Here is an 18,754-nt window from a genome sequence, read left to right as displayed (position 1 = left end):
CCGGTTTGTCTATATTTAGAGACGTGCCCAGTCCAAAAAAGCCTACGAAGCGCCGCAACCGGCCCAGTCCACGTCAGCGACTTCTGGATGCTGCGACAAAGCTTTTCACTGAGGAAGGCATCAGGGTCATCGGCATTGACCGGATCCTGAAGGAGGCGGATGTAGCAAAGGCCTCGCTGTACTCGCTGCTGGGCTCAAAGGATAACCTGGTCATCGCGTATTTGGAGAACTTAGACCAGGAGTACCGCGATCTCTGGCGCCGCCGCACCGAAACAATGGTGGACACGGATTCGAAGATTCTGGCGTTCTACGACATTGCTATTGAGGAGCAGCCGAAGAAAGACTTCCGCGGCTCCCCCTTCATCAACGCTGCGACAGAGTACCCCCGCCCAGAGAACGATTCAGAGCGGGCCATCGTCGCCGCGTGTCATGAGCACCGCCGCTGGATGCACGACACCATGACGGAGATGCTCAACCGCAAGAATGGTTACCCGTCCGCAAACCAAGCGAGCCAGCTACTCATTTTCCTCGACGGCGGAATGACCGGCGCACGCATCGCTCGCGACGTGGCTCCGCTGGACACCGCGCGCGACCTTGCCCGGCAGATGCTTAGCGCACCGCCGATCGATTACTCGATTTAGTCTCTCGATGAGAGCCCCTATTCTTCGGGCTCATGCTTATCGACGACCTTCGGTGCGGACTGCTCCGTGTGTTCGCGTGCTTTTTCTTCGCGTCGTGCGGCTCGTTCCGCCCGCTGTTTTTCCAACGTCTGCTTGCGTAGTTCGGAACGGACCTTGGACTGCTGTTTGGCGGCTGCTTTGCGTTCAGCTTTGGCGGCAGCGGCGGTGTCTTTCAAAGATTGCTTCTCGGCCTTGATTTCGCGCCGGATGTGGCCTGCCTTCTGCGGGGTGGTCACTGCCGCGAGACGGCGGCGGCGCCAGTCCCGTTTGGTGGCTTTGCGCTCGCGTGCCTGTTTCAAGTAGGTGGTGCGGGAGGTGTCCAGATGCGTTAGGTGCGTGTCATCCAGTGGGTACTTCTTCACCACTGCGATCCACATGATGATGGTCTGCCCCAAGGTCCACAGGTTGTTGCAGAACCAGTAGAGCAACAAAGCGATGGGGATGCGCCCTGTGAGAGCCACACCGATCAGCATGAACGGCACCGCGATAGCGAAACCCCAGACGACGCGGTAGACACCGCGGGCAAACCCCTGCTCCCAATCCATGGTTGCGCGCGTGCGGATCTGGCCCAAAACCATGTTGAAGGTGGTGAAGATGATCGCGCAGATCAACAGCGGTACCGCCACCGCTCCGACCTGTTCCGCGGTGGTGCCCAGGTTGGCAAACTGCTCAGGAGTCATTGCCATGTACGCGGGCAGCGGTTCACCCATGAACCGGGTGTCCAAGAAGGACGAAACATCATCGCTGGTCAGCAGCCCGATGCTCCCGCCGGTGTGCCCGTTTTCCGGCACGGACATCCACAACAGCAGCCGGTACAAACCCAAAAACGCGGGGATCTGAATCAGCGGCGGCACGCACCCGGCGATCGGGTTGTACCCGTATTTCTTCTGCACGTCCTTGCGCGCTTCGTCGTAGGCAGCGACGTCTTCATGGGTCGTCGATAAGCGATATTGCTCTTCGAGCTCCTTGAGCTCTGGTCGCATCAGCAGTGCGGTACGGCCGGACTTCATGATTGTCCAGCTAAACGGTGCGATCATGCTGCGGATGGTGATCACCAGAAGAATAATTGCAGCCACCCACGCGGTGTCCGGCGCCGCCCCAAGCACGTCAGAGAGCAGGCGGTGCCAGAACTTCATCACCGCAGAAACCGGAAAGACGAACAGCGACATCACGGGGCTAATGATAGTGGCCCGCCGGGTGCACGGCGGTTAGGGTGTTTACCATGCGCACCACGCCACAACAGGTGCTCGGCGAAGTCTTCATCACCGTCGGTGTCATCTTCCTGCTCTTTGCCTTTTATGAGGCGTACTGGACCAACATCAAGTCCGGCCTGTTGCAGAATGATGCCCAATCGCAGCTCGCCAAAGAGTGGGAAAACCCGCGCGAAAAGCGCGCGCCGGCGCTTGGCGACGCCTTTGCCAAGCTGTACATCCCCACCTTCGGCGCTGACTACCAGTTTGCGATCCTGGAGGGAACGACGGAAGACGTGCTTGTCGCCGGACCTGGCCGGTATCAAACCACGCAGATGCCAGGGGAGCGGGGTAACTTCGCTGTCGCCGGCCACCGGGTGGGTAAAGGCGCCCCGTTCAACGATCTGGGGCAGCTACGCTCCTGCGACGCCATCGTCGTGGAAACCAAAACCGAGTGGCTCACCTACCGAGTCCTCCCCATGGAGGGAGGCGCTGGGCGCACCAAGGCGGCGTCATGCCTCCCTGAGGACCTGCGCGAACGCGTGACCAGCGGCGACTACCGCAACGTGCTGGGGCGCCACATCACAACGCCGTGGGATTCCACCGTGCTCTACCCCAAGCCCGAATCAGACCAGCCACAGCGCTCCGGCGAGAAAGGCGAGAAGGACCGCGCCGGGCTGGAAGCCGTTCTAACGCTGACGACTTGCCACCCGCAGTTCTCTAACGCCGAGCGCATGATCATTCACGCCATGCTCGTGGACGCAACCGATAAGCAGTCCGGCCCACCGGATGCAATGGAAGAAAACAGCTAGAGAAGAAAACAGCTAGAAAGGTCCGACAATGTACGCAGCTCTATGGCGCCTGTTACCAGGGCCGAAGCCTGTAAAGATCCTGCTTTTGATCGCGCTGGCGGTAGCGGTGTTTCTCCTTCTAATGGAGGTTGTCTTCCCGTGGGTGTCCACGCTGATGCCGTACACCGACGTGACGGTCTAGCCGTCAGGCATCGGCTACAGCGCGTTCAAAACCTCCACGATCGCTTCCGCCATTGCCTTTTGCCCGGCGCGGGTGGGGTGGGCGGGGTAAGAGTCAGTCTTTTCACCGGTGGGGTCGGTCCAGCGTTCCTCCGTGGGCGCGCACAGGGAGTGGAGTTCTGCGTTGTCTGGAACCACGAAGAGCGCACCGTGGCGCGCCGCCGCGTCACGGGCCATCGCGTTCATCGTCACCGTCAGACCAGCAGCCCAGTTCAGTGTTCCGCCGGGCAGTTTGTCCGTCAGCGGGCACTGGTCCGTTAAAGACGCCAGTGGCATGTAGCCGGTGGTAATGATCGTTGCGTTGGGTGCACGCTTGCGGATCTCTTCGTACACCTTGTCCAGGCGCTGCGGAAGTTCCATGACTGCATTCGCGGTGTCGTCCATCAGGCCTTCGTCACAGTCATCACCGCCCTTGCCCTCAAGTGCACCCGCAACGCAGCGGCTCCAGGGCCCGAAATTGACGTCATTACCGCCGATCGACAGCGTGATCAGGTCTGTATCCGGCTGCAGCGCCTCAATCTCCGCCGCGATGGTCTTCGGATCCGCGTCGTTTAAATCTTCAGATTCGGACCGTCCCTTATCTTCGTCTTTTCCATCAGACGTCTTCGGCTCCAGGCTTGCTGCCTGCGGGTCGGCCAAAGCATCAATATCCACGTCCCCACCGCGGTCACCGACGTTGCGGACGTTGATCACGTCATTGGTGGTCGCGCCTTGGCAGGTCGCGTCCGTAAAACCGCGGTTTTTGTTGATGCCGGGATACAGGTCCGCCAACTGGTTGGGGTAATTGTCCTTGCTGCGGGCGCAGAACTCTGGCCCGTACGAATCCCCGGACTTAGTACCCATGGAGGCATAAGAATCACCGAGGGCAACGTAGTGGCTAAATTTTTCCGGGACGTCGCGGTTGTCCGCCGTCACCGTCACCGTTCTAGTGGATTCCACCGTGACCCGTTCTGGGGGAGAGGCGACGTCTTTCGCGGATTCGCAGGACGCCAAACCAAGCGATGTGGCGACAAGGAGAGCTCCCGCAACCATGCGGGCAGATAATTTTTGGTTCATGGTTGTACATCGTAATCACGCGCCCGACACCACAGCGGGAAACTACAGCTTCAGGTTTTTAATTACTGCCTGGGCGATCAACTCCGCCTTGACGGACTGCGCCTGGTCGGTGGAAACAGCCACGGCAACGGTGCCCTTGCTCACCGCGAATACTGTGGGTAACTTGCCGCCGCGCCCGCCTTGCCACCCGCCGGGGAGTTCCGCAGGATCCGTGGAGTCAACGGGCGCTTGCTTATCGACGAATCGGCGTGCCTCATCAGCACTTCCCACGTGCCGCACGGTCACCCGCACTTGCCACTCGTCCCCGAACGACCAGAACACGCACCCTGGGGTGATAAAGCGCTGATCAACGTGCACCCCGGTGACTTTCTGGCCGTTCGTCTTTTCCACGAAGTCGTTGCTGAGGTACGGACAGGTGTCCGCATCCGTTTTGGCCCCCGGGTGGGCAACCTCCGCGATCGGGACCGCGTCGACTGGTTGTGCAGCGGGTGATTCCAGTGCAGTGGACGACCCGCTAGGTTCAAGCGAAGTGCCTGTACAACCGCACAAAATCACAGCCGTACAGGCCAGTGTCGGGGCGGTGAGTAGGCTTCTTCTCATGTCATCCATTCGTACCAGAAGGCCACGTGAATCCCTGGCGCCGAGTGCCCCGGTGCCGGACAGCCGCGCGCTGGACACCGGCGTGACGGCGCTGACTCTCACGCTGCTCGTCGTGTCTCTCGGCGGGGTGATGGGGCAAGGGTGGTTCCATGGGGCAATCTTGCTCACCACCATTGTTGCTTTCGGCGGACTGTATTTGGTGGGCGTGTACGCGATGCGTGCGTGGTCAACGCCGCTGGTGATCGTGTGGATACTCGCGCTGACCGGCGTGTGGGTAGTCGCCATGATGGAATCCCCCGTAGCCATCTATTGGGTGTTCACCCTCTTCTTCGTCTGCATGCGCGCGTTTGCGGGCTGGGTGGGGATTTTGTGCGTGGGCGTGATGTTGCTGATAGCCGTGGCGGTGCAGGTTCCGGATGGGCTTTCGTTCGGTGGTGTGATGGGGCCTGCGGTGTCGGCGCTGGTGGTGGTGCTCATCGCGTACGCATTCCAGGTCATCGCGCGGGTGAGTTCGGAGAGGGCCCAGCTTATTGACGAGCTGGTGTCCACGCGCGACAAACTGGCCGAAACTGAGCGCGCCGCAGGTGTTGTGCAAGAGCGGCAACGCCTCGCCCACGAAATCCATGACACTGTTGCGCAGGGGCTCTCCAGTATTCAAATGCTGCTGCACGCAGCGGAGCGTGACTTGCTGGCCACGGGCTTGAGCGACGAGCAGCTGGCGAGCCCGCTGCGGCGGATCGAGGTCGCGCGGCGCAGCGCATCGGACAACCTGGCGGAGACCCGAGCGATGATCGCTGCGCTCACCCCTGCACCCTTAAGCGAAAACACGCTGGTCGAGGCACTCGAGCGGATTGCGCAGTCCTGCTCTCAGACCGGGGATGTTGAGATCGAGGTTGATGTGGCGGGCACCGCCGTGCAGATGCCCATGCGGTCGGAAGCGGGTCTGTTGCGCATCGCTCAAGGCGCCATGGGCAACGTGGTTAAGCACGCAGAAGCAACCCGCTGCCGCGTGACACTGACGTATGAGCCAGATGAGGTGCGCTTGGACGTGGTGGATAACGGCAAGGGCTTTGATGTTGAGGCGACGCCGGCGCGGCCCTCAGGGCTGGGCCACATCGGTCTTGATGCGATGAAGACACGCGCTCAGGAACTCGGCGGGGACCTCGTGGTGGAATCCTCTCCGGGCGGTCCCACCGCGGTGTCAGTGTCTGTACCGCTGGCATCCACGCCGAGCACGCACCCGAATCGACCGACGGGAGCGGAATCAGGTAATCTCAATCAAAAGATTGAGGAGGTCCCATGATTCGCGTCTTGCTTGCTGATGACCACGAAATAGTCCGCCTTGGCCTGCGCGCCATCTTGGAAGAAGCGGAGGATATCATCGTGGTCGGTGAGGTAGCCACCGCCGAGGGCGCTATTTCAACTGCGCAGGCCGGCGGCATTGACGTGATCCTCATGGACCTGCGGTTCGGCGCCGGAGCCCAGGGCACGCGTGTGACCACCGGCGCGGAAGCTACGGCGGAAATCCGCCGCACCATGGATAACCCGCCGAAGGTCCTGATGGTGACCAACTATGACACGGACGCGGACATCCTCGGAGCGATCGAGGCTGGCGCCGTGGGCTACCTTCTCAAAGACGCCCCGCCGCAGGAGCTTCTTGCTGCAGTGCGCTCGACCGCCCGCGGCGACCAAGCCATGTCCTCCGTCGTGCGCGAGCGCCTTGAAACCCGCGACCGCACCCCGCGATCTTCTCTCACCCCGCGTGAACTGGAAGTCCTCCAACTCGTGGCAGAGGGATCCTCCAACCGCGAAATCGGTCAGAAACTCATGCTGTCTGAGGCGACAGTGAAATCCCACCTCGTCCACATTTACGACAAACTGGGTGTACGCTCCCGCACCTCGGCGGTGGCCTCGGCACGTGAGCAAGGTGTGTTGTAGCGGCCTCGCCGCTACAACACAGAGGGGTTAGCCGACAGGAAACTTACTTCGTCAGCTTCTGGTGAATCTCAGCCGTCAAGCGGTTGATGTCACGGTCGATGGACTCATGAGCGAGGCGTCGTTGCTCGTTGTTCATCTGCTCCACGTTGTTCACGGCGGTCTCCAGCTCGTCGAGGCGGACCTCCACGTCGGTGCGGAATGAGTCATTGAGTTTGCCGTTGGAATCATCCAGGGAGTCGCGTACTGCCCGAATGCGGCCCTTCAACTCAGCGCCTTCGGTGGAGAAACGCGCCATCTCATTCGTCGATAAGCCAGCTGCTTGCGCGCGCTGAGAAATCTGGCGGTCTTGGTACTGCGTGATCGCGCGGTACGCAAGCGGGATCAGGACCGGCAGAAGGATACGTGCGGCGCCGACCCACTGCTTCGCCTTCTTCTTGGTCAGGCCGCCTTCCCGGATCTTCTGAAGCTCCTTCTTAGCAAGGTCGGCCTCGTGCTTGCGCTTACGCTTCAGGCCCTGCTTTTCTTCCTTGAGCAGGCGCTTTTCTGCCTTGTCCAGCAGTTTCGCGGTGCGCTTGTCGTTCTTCGCCTCTTCCTTGGCGGCCTGACGGGCGTGAGCTTCTGCGGCCTTGATCTCAGCCTTCGTCTTCGCGCGGGCCTTGCGGATGGCCTCGAACAGTCCCATGGGGGCTCCTTTAAACGTGTGGTTTGGTTTACGTCGTTTTACCCGTTCAACCCTACCTGGAATAGGCCACTAAGATTTGGCCTGTGGTGTCGGCTGTGAGGGATGATATGGCGCGCACGCAGTTCGTGCGCGCGGGGGACCTCGTTGGCTGCCGGTACCGTCTGCGCCAGCGGCTCGCTCACCCGGATGTTCCGCCGCTGCCGGATGCGATCGCGCGGCAACCCCGCATCAATGCAGCTCGCGCCGCAGTTTTTGACGCGCTGCCCGTGCGCAGAGCGCTTGGCGACGGCAGGTCCAAGCGTTTCACCCGCGTCGACCTTGATCCGGCGCTGGAACAGGGCGAACTGGAAATTCAGACCGCCGCAGCGATGAAGCGACGTGCGAACCTGATTACTAACGCGGTGCTCACCGGCGAGATTGACGGCGTGGCGGTGGTCGCGGAGATTGACATTCTTGTCCGCCGCGTTGATGGGACGTACCTGCCGGTGATGGTGTCGAATCACCGCGTCGCGCGGGCTCACCCCCGGGCGACTATGCGCTACATCCCTACCGCACGGCTTGGGTTGGGTGCACCGCTGGAAGTTGGTGCGAAACTTCGCCACCGCACCCTGGACGGGTACCGGGTGGCCATGGCGGAGCTGCTTCTGCGTGAACGCGGTCTCGCGAGCGGCGAGGCTGCCGTGATCGGTCAAGACCGGGAGCGCGCCTACATCGGCGATGTTGACCGCTACGTTCTTGCGTTGCGCACTGCGCTGGCCCAGCACACGCCGACGCAACCGCGTCGGTTGAAGCAGTGCGCCAGCTGCCGTTTCTGGGCGCTGTGCGAGCCCGAACTACGCGCAATGGATGACATTTCCCTGGTGTACCCGGGTGAACGGGCGCGGGCCTTACGCGACCGCGGGCTCAACACCGTGGAGGCAGTGATCGATCAGCGCCTCGGTGAACCCAGTGAGGTCGCCGCCGCGTGGCGCGCCGGGATCCCGGTGCTTGCTCGCCAGCAGGCCCGCAGCATGGCGCGGGATTTCCCGCGCGCCGATGTAGAGATTGACGTGGACATGGAAGCGTACTTGGACCAGGGCGCGTACCTGTGGGGTGCGTTCGATGGAACCTCGTACCACGGCTTCGCCACCTGGGATGACGTCGGTGGTGCGTCCGAAGAGGCCAACTTCGTTGAGTTCTGGACCTGGCTCATGGGGCGTCGTGAGGCGGCTTTGCGTGAGGGTAAAACCTTCCGTGCATACTGCTACGCCGCGGGCGGTGAGAACCACTGGATGACCACGTCTGCGCGCCGCTTTTCTGCGATCGACGCCGGCGAAGTCTCCTCCTTCATCGCCTCCGATGAATGGGTCGATGTGTTCCCCTGGGTCAACCGCATGCTGGTGGGTACGGAAGGGCTGGGACTCAAAATCGTCGGACCAACGGCTGGTTTTACCTGGTCAGACGATGACGTTGATGGGGAGCGTTCCGTTGCCCTCCGCCTCACCGCACGCGGCAACGGGCCGGACGCGCTTGCGGCCCGGGACATGCTCCTGCGCTACAACGAGGACGACTGCCGCGCCACCTCGGCCGTGCGGGCCTTTCTCCGCGCGGGCGCGCCGGGCATCCCGGTGCTCGGGCACGTTCTCCCTGAGCTGCCCAGCGATCAAAGCGATCAAAGCTATCAATAAAAAGTTTGAAATCGGCCTTGACTGCTTAGGCAAAGCTAACCTATACTAGGTCTCGAGTTCGGGAAAAGCCCCGTCCTCGTTTACGAAAATCAGGGAACGTTGCATCTGGGTTCCTCCAGCCCCAGTCAGCGTTGAAGGGATCGTCGTGTTTCTGGGTCACGGCGATCCCTTTCCTATTTCCGCTCTCTTCCTTCTGCACGCTCCGCCAGCGCAAGCGCCACCGTCACCCCGACGAGCACGACCAGCAGGCCCACGATCGCCGCGGTAAATCCGCCCCACCCGACGTGCATGAACAACCACCCCGTTGCTGCACCAACAACAGAGGACCCCACGTAGTAGAACAGCAGGTACAAACTCGACGCCTCCGCCCGGTCGCGGCTGGCTACCTGCCCCACCCAGCCAGAGGCGCCAGAGTGCAGCGCAAAGAATGCCGCGGTGAAGCCCAGCAGACCAATCACCGTCGCCCACAATGAGCTAGACACCAACAGCACCGAGCCCACCAGCATGATCACGGCGGTACCCAGCACCACCCGGCCCCGACCGAACGTGCGAATATAGCGCCCCGCGCGTGCCGACGACCACGTTCCCGACAAGTACGTCAGATAGATCAGCGCAGAAAGCGCCGCGGGTAGACCGAAGAAATCCACCGCGCGGAACCCGAACATGTTGTACACGCTCACGAACGTCCCCATGCCCAAAAATCCCACCGCGTACAGCCCCAGCAGGCGCGGATTACGCAGGTGATTGGCCATCGCAGAAAATTCGCGTCCCACCCGCAGCGGCTTCGGCGTGAAGTTCCGCTGCGCAGGCAGCAGGAACGCCATTGCGACAGAGCAGGCCAGCGCGCTTAACGACGCCAACAGCACCGCCCAGCGCCACCCCACAAAGTCCACCGCGAAGGCTGGAATGAGGCGACCGAGCAGGCCGCCTATCGACGACCCAGACACATACAGCCCCATCGCCCCTGGTGCGGCCGACGGGGACATTTCCTCCGAAATCCAGGTCATGGCCACCGCCGGCGTTCCCGCGATGGCAACGCCCTGCACTGCGCGCAACGCAATGAGCTGCGCACCATTCGTGGCCAGTGGCAGCGCTAAGCCCACCGCCGCGGCGAGCGGCGCCGAAATAACCAACACCCTGCCGCGGCCAAAACGCTCCGACAGGATCGAGGCCGGCACGATGAACAACGCCAACATCCCCGTCGTTGCCGACACCGCCAGGGCCGCCTCGGCTTCACTCATTCCGAGCTCATCCACGAACGTCGGCAGCATCGCCTGCACGAAGTACAGGGAATTAAAAATAGACAGCCCGGCTGCAAACATCGCGACTATCGCGCGACGATACTCCGGGCTGCCTTTCTCCACGCACTTTGATTGTACGCGTCGATCGCTATCCAGCGATCGACGGTGGGACGGCCGGCAAACCGGCCGTCGATAAGCAGGTGCTTAGGCAGCGGCCTTTGCCAGGCACTGCGCGACGTCGTCCCAGTTGACAACGTTCCACCATGCCGCAACGTAGTCCGGCTTCACGTTCTTGTACTGCAGGTAGAAAGCGTGCTCCCACATGTCCAGCATGAGAACCGGGGTGAAGTCCACGGAGATGTTGCCCTGCTGGTCAGTCATCTGTTGGATGATCAGGCGGCCAGCGATGTGGTCGTAGCCAAGCACAGCCCAGCCGGAACCCTGGATGGAAGTAGCAACGCCAGCGAACTGCTTCTTGAAGCCCTCGAAGGAGCCGAAGTCACGCTCGATAGCAGCAGCCAGCTCACCGGTCGGCTCGCCGCCACCGTTCGGGCTCATGTTCTGCCAGAAAATGGAGTGGTTGGTGTGGCCACCCAGGTTGAACGCGAGGTTCTTGGACAGCGCGCGCAGCTTGTCCGGGTTAGCCTCACCGTTACGCTCAGCCTCGATGGCCTCGAGGGCAGCGTTTGCGCCAGCAACGTAGGTTGCGTGGTGCTTGGAGTGGTGCAGCTCCATGATCTCAGCGGAAATGTGCGGCTCCAGTGCGTCGTATGCGTAGGGGAGCTCAGGAAGTTCGTAAACAGCCATTGTCATAAACCTTTCTTTAGTGCGATTTTTTCTCATTCCGCGTCCGTGGCGCGGCGGGCTCGCGTGCCCGTTGCGTCCCCATAGTAGGGACATGCGGGAATTTTTGCCGTTACCAATCCGTTAAACAGGTATGTTCTTCCCGTTTGGTCGTAGTCCTGAACTCGTCGATAAGCATGACGCCCTGCCGGGCCGCCCGGAGCCGATTCTGCCGCACCCCGCGCCCCACGCTGTGCTGGGGACGCCGATTACGGGGCCGTGGAACGAGGGGCACAAACGCCTGCTCGTGGGGCTGGGATGCTTCTGGGGGGCGGAGAAAATGTTCTGGGAAACCCCCGGTGTGGAGGCCACGTCGGTGGGCTACGGCGGCGGGGTGACGCCCAACCCGACGTACCGCGAAGTGTGCTCGGGGCAGACGAACCACGTGGAACTGGTCGAAGTGGTCTACGACCCCGCGCGGGTTGGCCTGAAGGATCTCGTGCGCGCCGCGCTGGAGGCGCACGACCCGACGCAGGGCTTCCGGCAGGGAAACGACGTGGGCACGCAGTACCGCTCCGCGTTCTACACCGACACCGAAGCCGAGGCGGAGCAGATCCGCGGCTGGATCGCTGAGTACCAACAGTCGCTGAGCAGCGCCGGGTTCGGGCAGATCACCACCGAAGTCGCCAGCGTCGAGCGCGACGGCGTCACCTACTACCTAGCCGAGGACGAACACCAGCAGTACCTACACAAGGTGCCTAACGGGTACTGCCCGCACCACTCCACCGGGGTCGCCTGCGGGATTTAGCGGCGGGGGAGCCGTCGTCAAGCGTGAGTGGCCGCACCACTCAAGGATTTCAGCGAGCCGCGACCTGGGGGTTTCCGCGACAACCAACCTTGAGTGGTGCGGCCACTCAGCGAAACCCAGCCTCAGCTACGTGTGCCGGGACCCCAGGGCCTTGAGAACCTCCCGGACAAACCCCTGGGGATGTGCAATGATCTCCTTCGCCGAAAAACGAAGCATCCGATACCCCAGGTTGAGAATCCTCTTCTCCCGCTGGCGCTCCCGCAGCAATGCCTCACGGGTGTCCTCCTCGTATTTGACGGCGCCGTCGATTTCGATCAACAACCAGCCGTCAATGCACAGGTCAACAAAGTAAATCTCGACAGGAAACTGCAGGCTAACGCCGGTGATCCCGGCCTCAATCAACGCTGCGCGCGCGAAACTTTCTACCGCTGACTGCGCATCCGCGTCCGCGAAGGCGATGCAGCTGCGGGCGAGCCTTTTGTTCTTGAACCGTGGCATTGAAGCCAGCGTGGCCTCAAGCTCCTCGCGAGTGCCGAACTCACGCAGGAACGCGTCCATCGCCACCAAGCCGTCGGCGAAGCCGTGGTATCTGGCAATGTCGATTGCCGTCCGCGCGGGGGTCGTCACCGCAATACCGTGGACCGTCGTGATCTCATGGTCCTCGATGGACGCCCGTCGGTACACACACCCCCGCGGCGGCTGCGGATGGCCCGTCGCCCTCGTGACAAACTCGACCATCTCCTCTGACCGCAAAATCAGCGGCATCCCAAGCAACCGAGCCGCCGATTTACCCATGACGATTGACTTCTTGGCCAGCTTCCCCCGAAGAAACGCGCGCAACCAGTGCTTTTCATACGGTCGAAGCGCCTTGTACGCTGCATGCTCGCACACGTACGGGCCCGCTACCGTCACAAAGGTCCCAGGTTTCATGCCCTTCTTCATCAATGCTCTAAACGCAGGATCACGCTTATCGACGACCCCACCCAGCAACGCCCCATAATCATTTTTTCTCAAACCCATATTCATTGGACTCAGAAAACTGGGCCAAGGTTCCATGCTTTCCGGAGAAAGCGGTTGAGCCACCCCCAAACAGCGTTCGGACATCCTGCGTGCATGCAGGTCTGAGGCGGTGATTGCCTCGGCCGCGACGCATCAGGCCGCGACGCAGCAGGCCGCAACATCGGGCCGCGATGTACCAGGTCGCAACGCACCGAGCCGCGCCGCATCCGAACGTGCCACATCCAGCCGCGCCGCATGCCGTGATTGCACGTTTCCTTGAGTGGCCGAACCACTCAAGGAATTTCGCGGTGCGCGACCTGCGGTTTTCCATGGAAAATAACGCTGAGTGGCCGAACCACTCAAGGAATGGGGCGTGTGATCGACTCGTTGGAGACGAAACGGGGGCGCGGAGGGTCGCGCCGCAACAGGCCGCGCGCATGCCGTGTTTGCCCGTTTCCTTGAGTGGCCGAACCACTCAAGGAAACTCGCGGTGCGCGACCTGCGGTTTTCCTTGGAAAGTAACGCTGAGTGGCCGAACCACTCAAGGAATGGGGCGTGTGATCGACGCGTTGGAGACGAAAAGGGGGGCGCGGAGGGTCGCGGCGGGGCGAGTGGGGCGCGGCGGCGGGGTGATGCGGGGCCAGCGGGACGAGGCGGCGGGGTGCGCGGGGGCCGGCGGGGTGGCGCGGCGGCGGGGTGGGGGTTAGCGGCTGGGGTCGGTGATGTTGGTCGCGCGGATTTTGGTGGAGTCGGCGTGGATCCACTCGTAGATGGCGTCGATCTGTTCCTCGGTGGCGCCGGCGTCCAGGACTGCGTTCCAGTAGGCGACGGTTTCGCGCCAGTACTGGTGGCCGTGGCCGCCCTCGGGCTCGAGTGAGGACAGCTGGTCGACGCCCACCTGCCACCAGGTGACAAAGGGCATCCAATACATGGAATGCAGGACGTCAAGGTGCTGGGCGTCCGGGGCGGGGACACGACGGGAACCGGGTTCGCGCAGCCAGTCGGGGCGGCGGAACAACAGGGGCCAGTCCCACCACACCACCGGGTCAGAGGCGTGTTGGGCGAACACGACGCGGGGGAACTCCCAGTCGTTGGCGTAGTCTGAGCCGTCGAAAGTGTGGCGCAGGTGGTCCTCATGGGCGGCGAATCGGACGTGGCGCCCGCCGTCGACAACGGGGACGCGCTCCGGGCTGCCCTTGTCGCGGGATTGGGTCAAAATCGAATGGGCCTGGGTGAAGCCGGGGGTGCCGGTGAAGACGGCGCCGTCGATACGCTCGAGCATTGCCTTCGGGGAATCGAAGGAGTCGGAGATGCCGTACGCGCCCAGGGATTCGCCGCCGACGTAAAGCCGGGGACGCTTGTCCGCGGGCATCGCGTCAAGGCGCTCCTGGATCGCCGCGAGCAGCACCGATGCCGAACGCGTCGGGGCTTCGCGGTCGGAAGCATAGGAAAACGCCGACGGCATGAAGGAGTACTGCATCGCCGCGATAGCGGTGTCGCCGCGCAAGAGAAACTCCAGGCCAGAGGTGTGATAGTCACTGATCCATCCCGTGCCAGCCGACGACAACACCGCGATCGCTTTGCGCGACCAGGCATCGGTGCGGTCAAGTTCGCGCAGAACCTTTTCGGCCTGCTCCTCCGGCGTGCGGTCTTTCAGGCCGATGAAGACGCGGATGGGCTCTTTGATGGCAGCGCCATCAAAGAGGGATGGAGCAGAGGAGGCGCCGGCAGCGCCGCCAGGGGACGGGGCCGGGCCCATGACGGCGGCGATGTCGCGGGCGCGCGGGCCGCCGGCGACGACGGCGCGGCCCTGGCGGCCGAGGAAACGCCAGCGCTCCAACGACGCGTGTGACCCAGAACGCTGCGGTTCGACGGGGCGTGGCGCGCCGGGCAGGAATTCCTTGTTCAGTTCCTCGGCGTTCTTATACGCATTGGTGAGGATTCGCCGCACGACCACCTTGTCGCCGAGGAGGAAGCCAAGCGCGCCCAGCCCCGCCACGACGAGTGGCCACGAGGCGTAGGACGGCATCCACCGGCGCAGTTCCTTATTAAAGGTGTCGGCGAAAATCTGGATGCCCTCCCCGATCAGCAGCAGTGCGCCGTACCCCATGGAACCAGCCGCGATTCCGCCGAGGTAGGTGAGGCCGGAGGCGCGCTCGGAGTCGTCGATAAGCTGGGCTTGCTCTGGCCTGCGGCGAGCGGCGCTGACGTAGGCGCCCACGGTGGCCAAGCTCATGGTGATCTGCGTGCCCATGTACAGCCTGTGCCGCCACTTGGATGGCGGCCGCACCCCGAGCTGGCCTTGCACGGCGTCGACGACGTTCGCGACAGTGGTGCCCACGGTGTGCCCCGCGGTTTGGCAAATGCCCACGTTAGCTGCGGTGACCCACCACGGGTGCGGCAGCAGCGAGGGGGAGACGGCGCTCCATGCTGCGGCTTCCGCGCCGACGATTCCCGCCGCCATATTCGACGGCAGCCGGCGCACGCCCGCCAGCCGCAGGCCCGGCGTGAGGTCCGTGAGCACCTCCGCCGCAATCAGCGGTGCGTGGAGCGCCACAGAGCCGAGCATGCTTAGCGACGGAAATTTCATGCCCCCTATTGTGACAAAAAACCCTTGTGCGTAGGGGGCAGTCGGGATCAGATGGCGCCACTTCGGCGCGGTAGTGTGAACGATGCCACAGAAAAACCAAACTCGCTTGAACGCCTCGGTCAATTTTCGGTGAACAACACGTTATATACGCCTGCGAACAGAGCGATCCCGAGGCTGGCTGCCTAACGTTGGTGGGGTGACTGCTTCCGTCGTTACGCCAGCACCGCCAACAACCGTTGAGGCTGGCCCGCACATCATCGCGCACCGCGGGGCGAGTGGCCTGTACCCGGAGTCGACGCCGCGAGCGTTCCAAGAGGCGCTCAAGCTGCCGATCCACGGCATCGAGTGCGACGTACGCCTAACGCGCGACGGCAAGCTGGTGGTCCACCACGACAATACGGTTAACCGCTGCTCAAACGGCCGCGGTCGGGTGGCGAAGATGGATTTTAGCGACATGCGCGAGCTCAACTACGGTACGGCGGAGGACCCGCAGCGCGTCCTGCTTCTCGACGAGCTGCTGGACATCCTCGACGACCACCCCGGCAAGCACATCTACATTGAGACCAAGCACCCCACCCGCTACGGCCCCGAGGTCGATGAGCAGACCGTGCGCACCCTGTGGCACCGCGGGATGCTGGAGGACCCGCGTGTCCACCTGATCTCTTTCTCCCACCGCGCGATGCGCTACTTCGCGGACGCCGTGCCGGACCTTGAAACTTATTACCTGTTCCGTCTACGCGAGAAGAAGTGGAACAAAAACAACTGCATGCTTTCGCGTCCCTACGGCGTGGGCCCAGGCATCACGCACCTCAAGGCGCGCCGGGAACTGCTGCACTTCAAAGGCCTGAAGACCTACACCTGGACCGTGAACAACCCGGCGGATATGCGCTGGTGCCGCGACAACCGCGTGGACGCCTTCGCTACCGACCAGCCACAGCTGGCGCTAGAGGTCCTCTACCCAGAAGCGCTGGCGGCGTCGACGGGTGGGTACGCTGGTCTCCATGGCTAAAAGGAACCGCAAAGATCGCAAGCAGACGGATGTGCCGGAGGGCATGAGTCGTCGTCAAGCGAAGCTAGCTGCACGCGCCGCAGAGCGCGAGGCTTTCCAGAAAGACCCTCGGCCCTTTGCGGGCTTCGCTTCGGAGACCGACCTGGTTGCGCTGCAGGAGTTCGTGCCGTCCGCGACCACGACGGTCACCGTTCGCGGGGAAATCCCCGTCCACGTCGTCACCGTCCTGCCGGGCGCGGGCGCTGCTTTGCGACGACCGGAGGAAGAAGGCGGCGACCGCTTCGTAGCGCTGCAGGTCCAAGCGCATTCCCACAACCCGCACAAAGACTTGGCGTATGCGCTGAACTGGGTGGCCGATGCCGCGCCGGGCGAGACCTTGGTGTCCACTATCGCTGACGGCAACCAGCCGGAGCTGAAAGACCTGGTGGACCCGTCGGTCGAACTGGAGATCACGGAGCACGAGGACTTCAACTGGTGGTTTGCGCAGTCAGGCGATGCGGCGGGGGACAGGCCGGCTGGGCTGAACCCGCAGCTGGCGCAGGCGCTGAACAACGCGAACGCCGCGATTGTGCCGTCCACGAAGGTGCCCACTGGCCCCGGCGTGGCGGGCTCCGCGTGGTGGGTCAACCCCGGCGGCGGCAAGGCGCACATCCGCTGGGTGCGCCCCGACGACAATGAGGCACAGCTGCTCAACGCCTTGGCCCGCATCGCGGCGCGCGGCGAGCTGAACCTTGGCGAGGGCACCAAGTTGGCCGGAACCTTCCGCACCCACGGATTGGTAGTGCCGGTGTTTGACCTCGACCCGGAGGTCGCCCCCGACACGTACGTGGCAGATCTTCAGCGCCTCAACGCAGAGATTGAGAAGGAATACGCAAACGACGCTCAGCTCTCCGCCGACGAGCGCAAGCAGTTGGAGAACATCAAGTCACGGCAAGTGACCATTTAATCCCCCTTTTAGGGTTTATGCGCTGACCCGTTTCGGATATTTTTAGTGCGTGTGCATAGCATGAGCGGGTGACTGAGAATCCGCGCGCCGATGCGCCACGCCCAACTACGGTAATTTCCGCAACCGATCCCACGGATCCTGCCGGTTCCACACCGCCGCAGGTGGTCCGCCGCGGCGGACTGAAGACCCGCCACCTGAACTTCATTGCGCTGGGCTCGGCGATTGGTACGGGCCTGTTCTACGGCTCTGCCGGCGCGATTCAGGCCGCCGGTCCGTCCGTGTTACTGGTGTACCTGCTCGGCGGTGCGGTGGTGTATTTCATGCTCCGCGCCTTAGGTGAGATGTCCGTCCGCCACCCCGTTACCGGCTCTTTCGCCGAATATTCCCGCGCCCACATGGGCGGTGCCGCCGGTTACCTGACCGGCTGGATGTTCGCGTTTGAGATGGTGATCGTGGCGCTGGCGGACCTCACCGCGATTGGCATCTACATGGGGTTTTGGTTCCCCGACGTGAACCGGTGGGTGTGGATTGTGGCCGCCCTGCTCATCGTCGGTGCCGCCAACTTAGCCAGCACCAAAGCCTTTGGTGAACTCGAGTTCTGGTTCACGGTGGTCAAGGTCGGCGCGGTGATCGCCATGATCATCGCCGGCGCCGCGGTATTGGCGTTCGGCCTGTCCGATTCCGCCTCCACCGGACCTGCGAACCTGGTCAACGACGGCGGATTCTTCCCCAACGGTTTCAGCGGAATGGTGTCGTCCTTCATCCTTGTGCTCTTCGCCTTCGGTGGCACGGAAATCATCGGCGTCGCCGGTTCTGAGGCTGAGGACCCCAAGTCCTCCATCCCCAAGGCAATCAACACCGTCCCGGTGCGCATCCTGGTGTTTTACGTCTTAGCCATCCTGGTCATTTTGATGATCAACCCGTGGCGCTCCATCACCGGCGACGAGTCTCCGTTTGTTCAGATCTTCAGCGCCCTCGGCGTGAACTGGGCGGCTGCGCTGCTCAACGTCGTGGTCATTACCGCCGCGCTGTCCGCCATCAACGCGGACCTCTTCGGCGCCGGCCGCGTGCTCACCGGACTGGCCAAGCAGGAGTTCGCCCCGAAGGTCATGGCTAAAACCGTCCGTGGTGTTCCCGTCATGACCACCGTGATCCTCCTAGCCGTCATGGTCATCGGCGTGGTGGCCAACACCTACATCCCGGACCGCGTGTTTGAAATCGTCGCGTCGCTAGCAACATTCGCCACCATCTTCGTGTGGCTCATGATTCTGCTTGCGCACCTCGCTTCTCGACGAAAGATGTCCCCCGAAGAGCTGTCCTCCCTTGACTACAAGGTCCCGTTGTGGCCATGGGGCCAGTACTTTGCCATCTTCTTTATCCTGTTCACCTTCGGGATCATGCTGTGGTTGCCGGACTTCCGCGTGGCCTTCTTTGTCGGCCTTGCCTTCTCGGTCATTGCCGTAGCCATGTACTACATCACCGGCCGCCACAAAGTCCCCGGCGTGAGCAACCCCGTCCCCGGCGGCCATTAAGC

Annotated in this window: 18 protein-coding genes; 10 read left to right on the top strand and 8 right to left on the bottom strand. The window is 62.7% G+C overall.

Annotated features, from left to right (window positions below; translation table 11 throughout):
• The first annotated feature begins 23 nt into the window (after positions 1-23).
• Positions 24-641, top strand: a complete 618-nt coding sequence (locus tag CAQUA_RS10690; RefSeq protein ID WP_290178394.1) for a TetR/AcrR family transcriptional regulator — start codon at positions 24-26, stop codon at positions 639-641.
• Between the two features lie 17 nt (positions 642-658).
• Here the strand turns inward: CAQUA_RS10690 and yidC are convergent, their stop codons facing one another.
• Positions 659-1,849: a membrane protein insertase YidC gene (gene yidC / locus CAQUA_RS10685; protein ID WP_231375944.1), complete on the bottom strand. Its 1,191-nt coding sequence runs from the start codon at positions 1,847-1,849 to the stop codon at positions 659-661.
• Positions 1,850-1,902: 53 nt separating this feature from the next.
• On the opposite strand from yidC, the gene CAQUA_RS10680 reads away from it, so the two are divergent.
• Both CAQUA_RS10680 and CAQUA_RS10675 read left to right on the top strand, forming a co-directional pair.
• Positions 1,903-2,682 (top strand): class E sortase, encoded by a 780-nt coding sequence (locus tag CAQUA_RS10680; protein WP_196825134.1) that lies wholly within the window; start codon positions 1,903-1,905, stop codon positions 2,680-2,682.
• 28 nt (positions 2,683-2,710) lie between these two features.
• Positions 2,711-2,863 carry a hypothetical protein gene (locus CAQUA_RS10675; RefSeq protein ID WP_196825135.1) on the top strand — a complete coding sequence of 51 codons (153 nt, stop codon included), beginning with the start codon at positions 2,711-2,713 and terminating at the stop codon, positions 2,861-2,863.
• Between the two features lie 14 nt (positions 2,864-2,877).
• On the opposite strand, the gene CAQUA_RS10670 is transcribed toward CAQUA_RS10675, so the two are convergent.
• Positions 2,878-3,957, bottom strand: a complete 1,080-nt coding sequence (locus tag CAQUA_RS10670; protein WP_196825136.1) for an SGNH/GDSL hydrolase family protein — start codon at positions 3,955-3,957, stop codon at positions 2,878-2,880.
• Positions 3,958-3,999: 42 nt separating this feature from the next.
• Positions 4,000-4,557, bottom strand: a complete 558-nt coding sequence (locus tag CAQUA_RS10665) for a DUF2020 domain-containing protein (protein WP_196825137.1) — start codon at positions 4,555-4,557, stop codon at positions 4,000-4,002.
• Here CAQUA_RS10665 and CAQUA_RS10660 point away from each other — a divergent pair.
• Positions 4,556-5,860, top strand: coding sequence for a sensor histidine kinase (locus CAQUA_RS10660; protein ID WP_196825138.1), 1,305 nt, complete (start codon positions 4,556-4,558; stop codon positions 5,858-5,860). The genes CAQUA_RS10665 and CAQUA_RS10660 overlap by 2 nt on opposite strands.
• A complete protein-coding gene (locus CAQUA_RS10655) occupies positions 5,857-6,495 on the top strand; it encodes a response regulator transcription factor (protein ID WP_196825139.1) in 639 nt (212 codons plus the stop codon). Before CAQUA_RS10660 ends, CAQUA_RS10655 begins: the two co-directional genes overlap by 4 nt.
• Before the next feature lie 43 nt (positions 6,496-6,538).
• Here the strand turns inward: CAQUA_RS10655 and CAQUA_RS10650 are convergent, their stop codons facing one another.
• Positions 6,539-7,177 (bottom strand): DUF6474 family protein, encoded by a 639-nt coding sequence (locus tag CAQUA_RS10650; RefSeq protein ID WP_196825140.1) that lies wholly within the window; start codon positions 7,175-7,177, stop codon positions 6,539-6,541.
• A gap of 107 nt (positions 7,178-7,284) precedes the next feature.
• Here CAQUA_RS10650 and CAQUA_RS10645 point away from each other — a divergent pair, with 107 nt between their 5' ends.
• Positions 7,285-8,844, top strand: coding sequence for a TM0106 family RecB-like putative nuclease (locus CAQUA_RS10645; RefSeq protein ID WP_196825141.1), 1,560 nt, complete (start codon positions 7,285-7,287; stop codon positions 8,842-8,844).
• Between the two features lie 173 nt (positions 8,845-9,017).
• On the opposite strand, the gene CAQUA_RS10640 is transcribed toward CAQUA_RS10645, so the two are convergent.
• Both CAQUA_RS10640 and CAQUA_RS10635 read right to left on the bottom strand, forming a co-directional pair.
• Positions 9,018-10,166: an MFS transporter gene (locus CAQUA_RS10640; protein WP_196825699.1), complete on the bottom strand. Its 1,149-nt coding sequence runs from the start codon at positions 10,164-10,166 to the stop codon at positions 9,018-9,020.
• A 123-nt stretch (positions 10,167-10,289) separates the two neighbouring features.
• On the bottom strand, positions 10,290-10,892 hold the full coding sequence (locus tag CAQUA_RS10635; RefSeq protein ID WP_196825142.1) for a superoxide dismutase: 603 nt from the start codon (positions 10,890-10,892) through the stop codon (positions 10,290-10,292).
• Between the two features lie 130 nt (positions 10,893-11,022).
• Between CAQUA_RS10635 and msrA the strand changes: the two genes are divergently transcribed.
• Entirely contained in the window at positions 11,023-11,676 is a 654-nt protein-coding gene (gene msrA / locus CAQUA_RS10630; protein WP_196825143.1) for a peptide-methionine (S)-S-oxide reductase MsrA, read from the top strand.
• A 126-nt stretch (positions 11,677-11,802) separates the two neighbouring features.
• On the opposite strand, the gene CAQUA_RS10625 is transcribed toward msrA, so the two are convergent.
• Positions 11,803-12,702 carry a type IV toxin-antitoxin system AbiEi family antitoxin gene (locus CAQUA_RS10625; protein ID WP_196825144.1) on the bottom strand — a complete coding sequence of 300 codons (900 nt, stop codon included), beginning with the start codon at positions 12,700-12,702 and terminating at the stop codon, positions 11,803-11,805.
• Between the two features lie 676 nt (positions 12,703-13,378).
• Positions 13,379-15,265: an alpha/beta-hydrolase family protein gene (locus CAQUA_RS10620; RefSeq protein ID WP_196825145.1), complete on the bottom strand. Its 1,887-nt coding sequence runs from the start codon at positions 15,263-15,265 to the stop codon at positions 13,379-13,381.
• Between the two features lie 196 nt (positions 15,266-15,461).
• Here CAQUA_RS10620 and CAQUA_RS10615 point away from each other — a divergent pair, with 196 nt between their 5' ends.
• The 3 genes from CAQUA_RS10615 to CAQUA_RS10605 all read left to right on the top strand — a co-directional run bounded on the left by CAQUA_RS10615 (position 15,462) and on the right by CAQUA_RS10605 (position 18,752).
• The gene (locus tag CAQUA_RS10615; RefSeq protein WP_196825146.1) at positions 15,462-16,274 is read left to right on the top strand and encodes a glycerophosphodiester phosphodiesterase family protein; all 813 of its coding nucleotides are present in this window, start codon (positions 15,462-15,464) and stop codon (positions 16,272-16,274) included.
• On the top strand, positions 16,267-17,220 hold the full coding sequence (locus CAQUA_RS10610) for a DUF5926 family protein (RefSeq protein WP_196825147.1): 954 nt from the start codon (positions 16,267-16,269) through the stop codon (positions 17,218-17,220). Before CAQUA_RS10615 ends, CAQUA_RS10610 begins: the two co-directional genes overlap by 8 nt.
• A 113-nt stretch (positions 17,221-17,333) precedes the next feature.
• A complete protein-coding gene (locus CAQUA_RS10605; protein WP_435383927.1) occupies positions 17,334-18,752 on the top strand; it encodes an amino acid permease in 1,419 nt (472 codons plus the stop codon).
• Positions 18,753-18,754: the final 2 nt, after the last annotated feature.

The organism is Corynebacterium aquatimens (assembly GCF_030408395.1).
Taxonomy (GTDB): domain Bacteria; phylum Actinomycetota; class Actinomycetes; order Mycobacteriales; family Mycobacteriaceae; genus Corynebacterium; species Corynebacterium aquatimens.
Note: the sequence above shows the minus strand (reverse complement) of the source record. Positions and strands in the feature narration are given on the sequence as shown.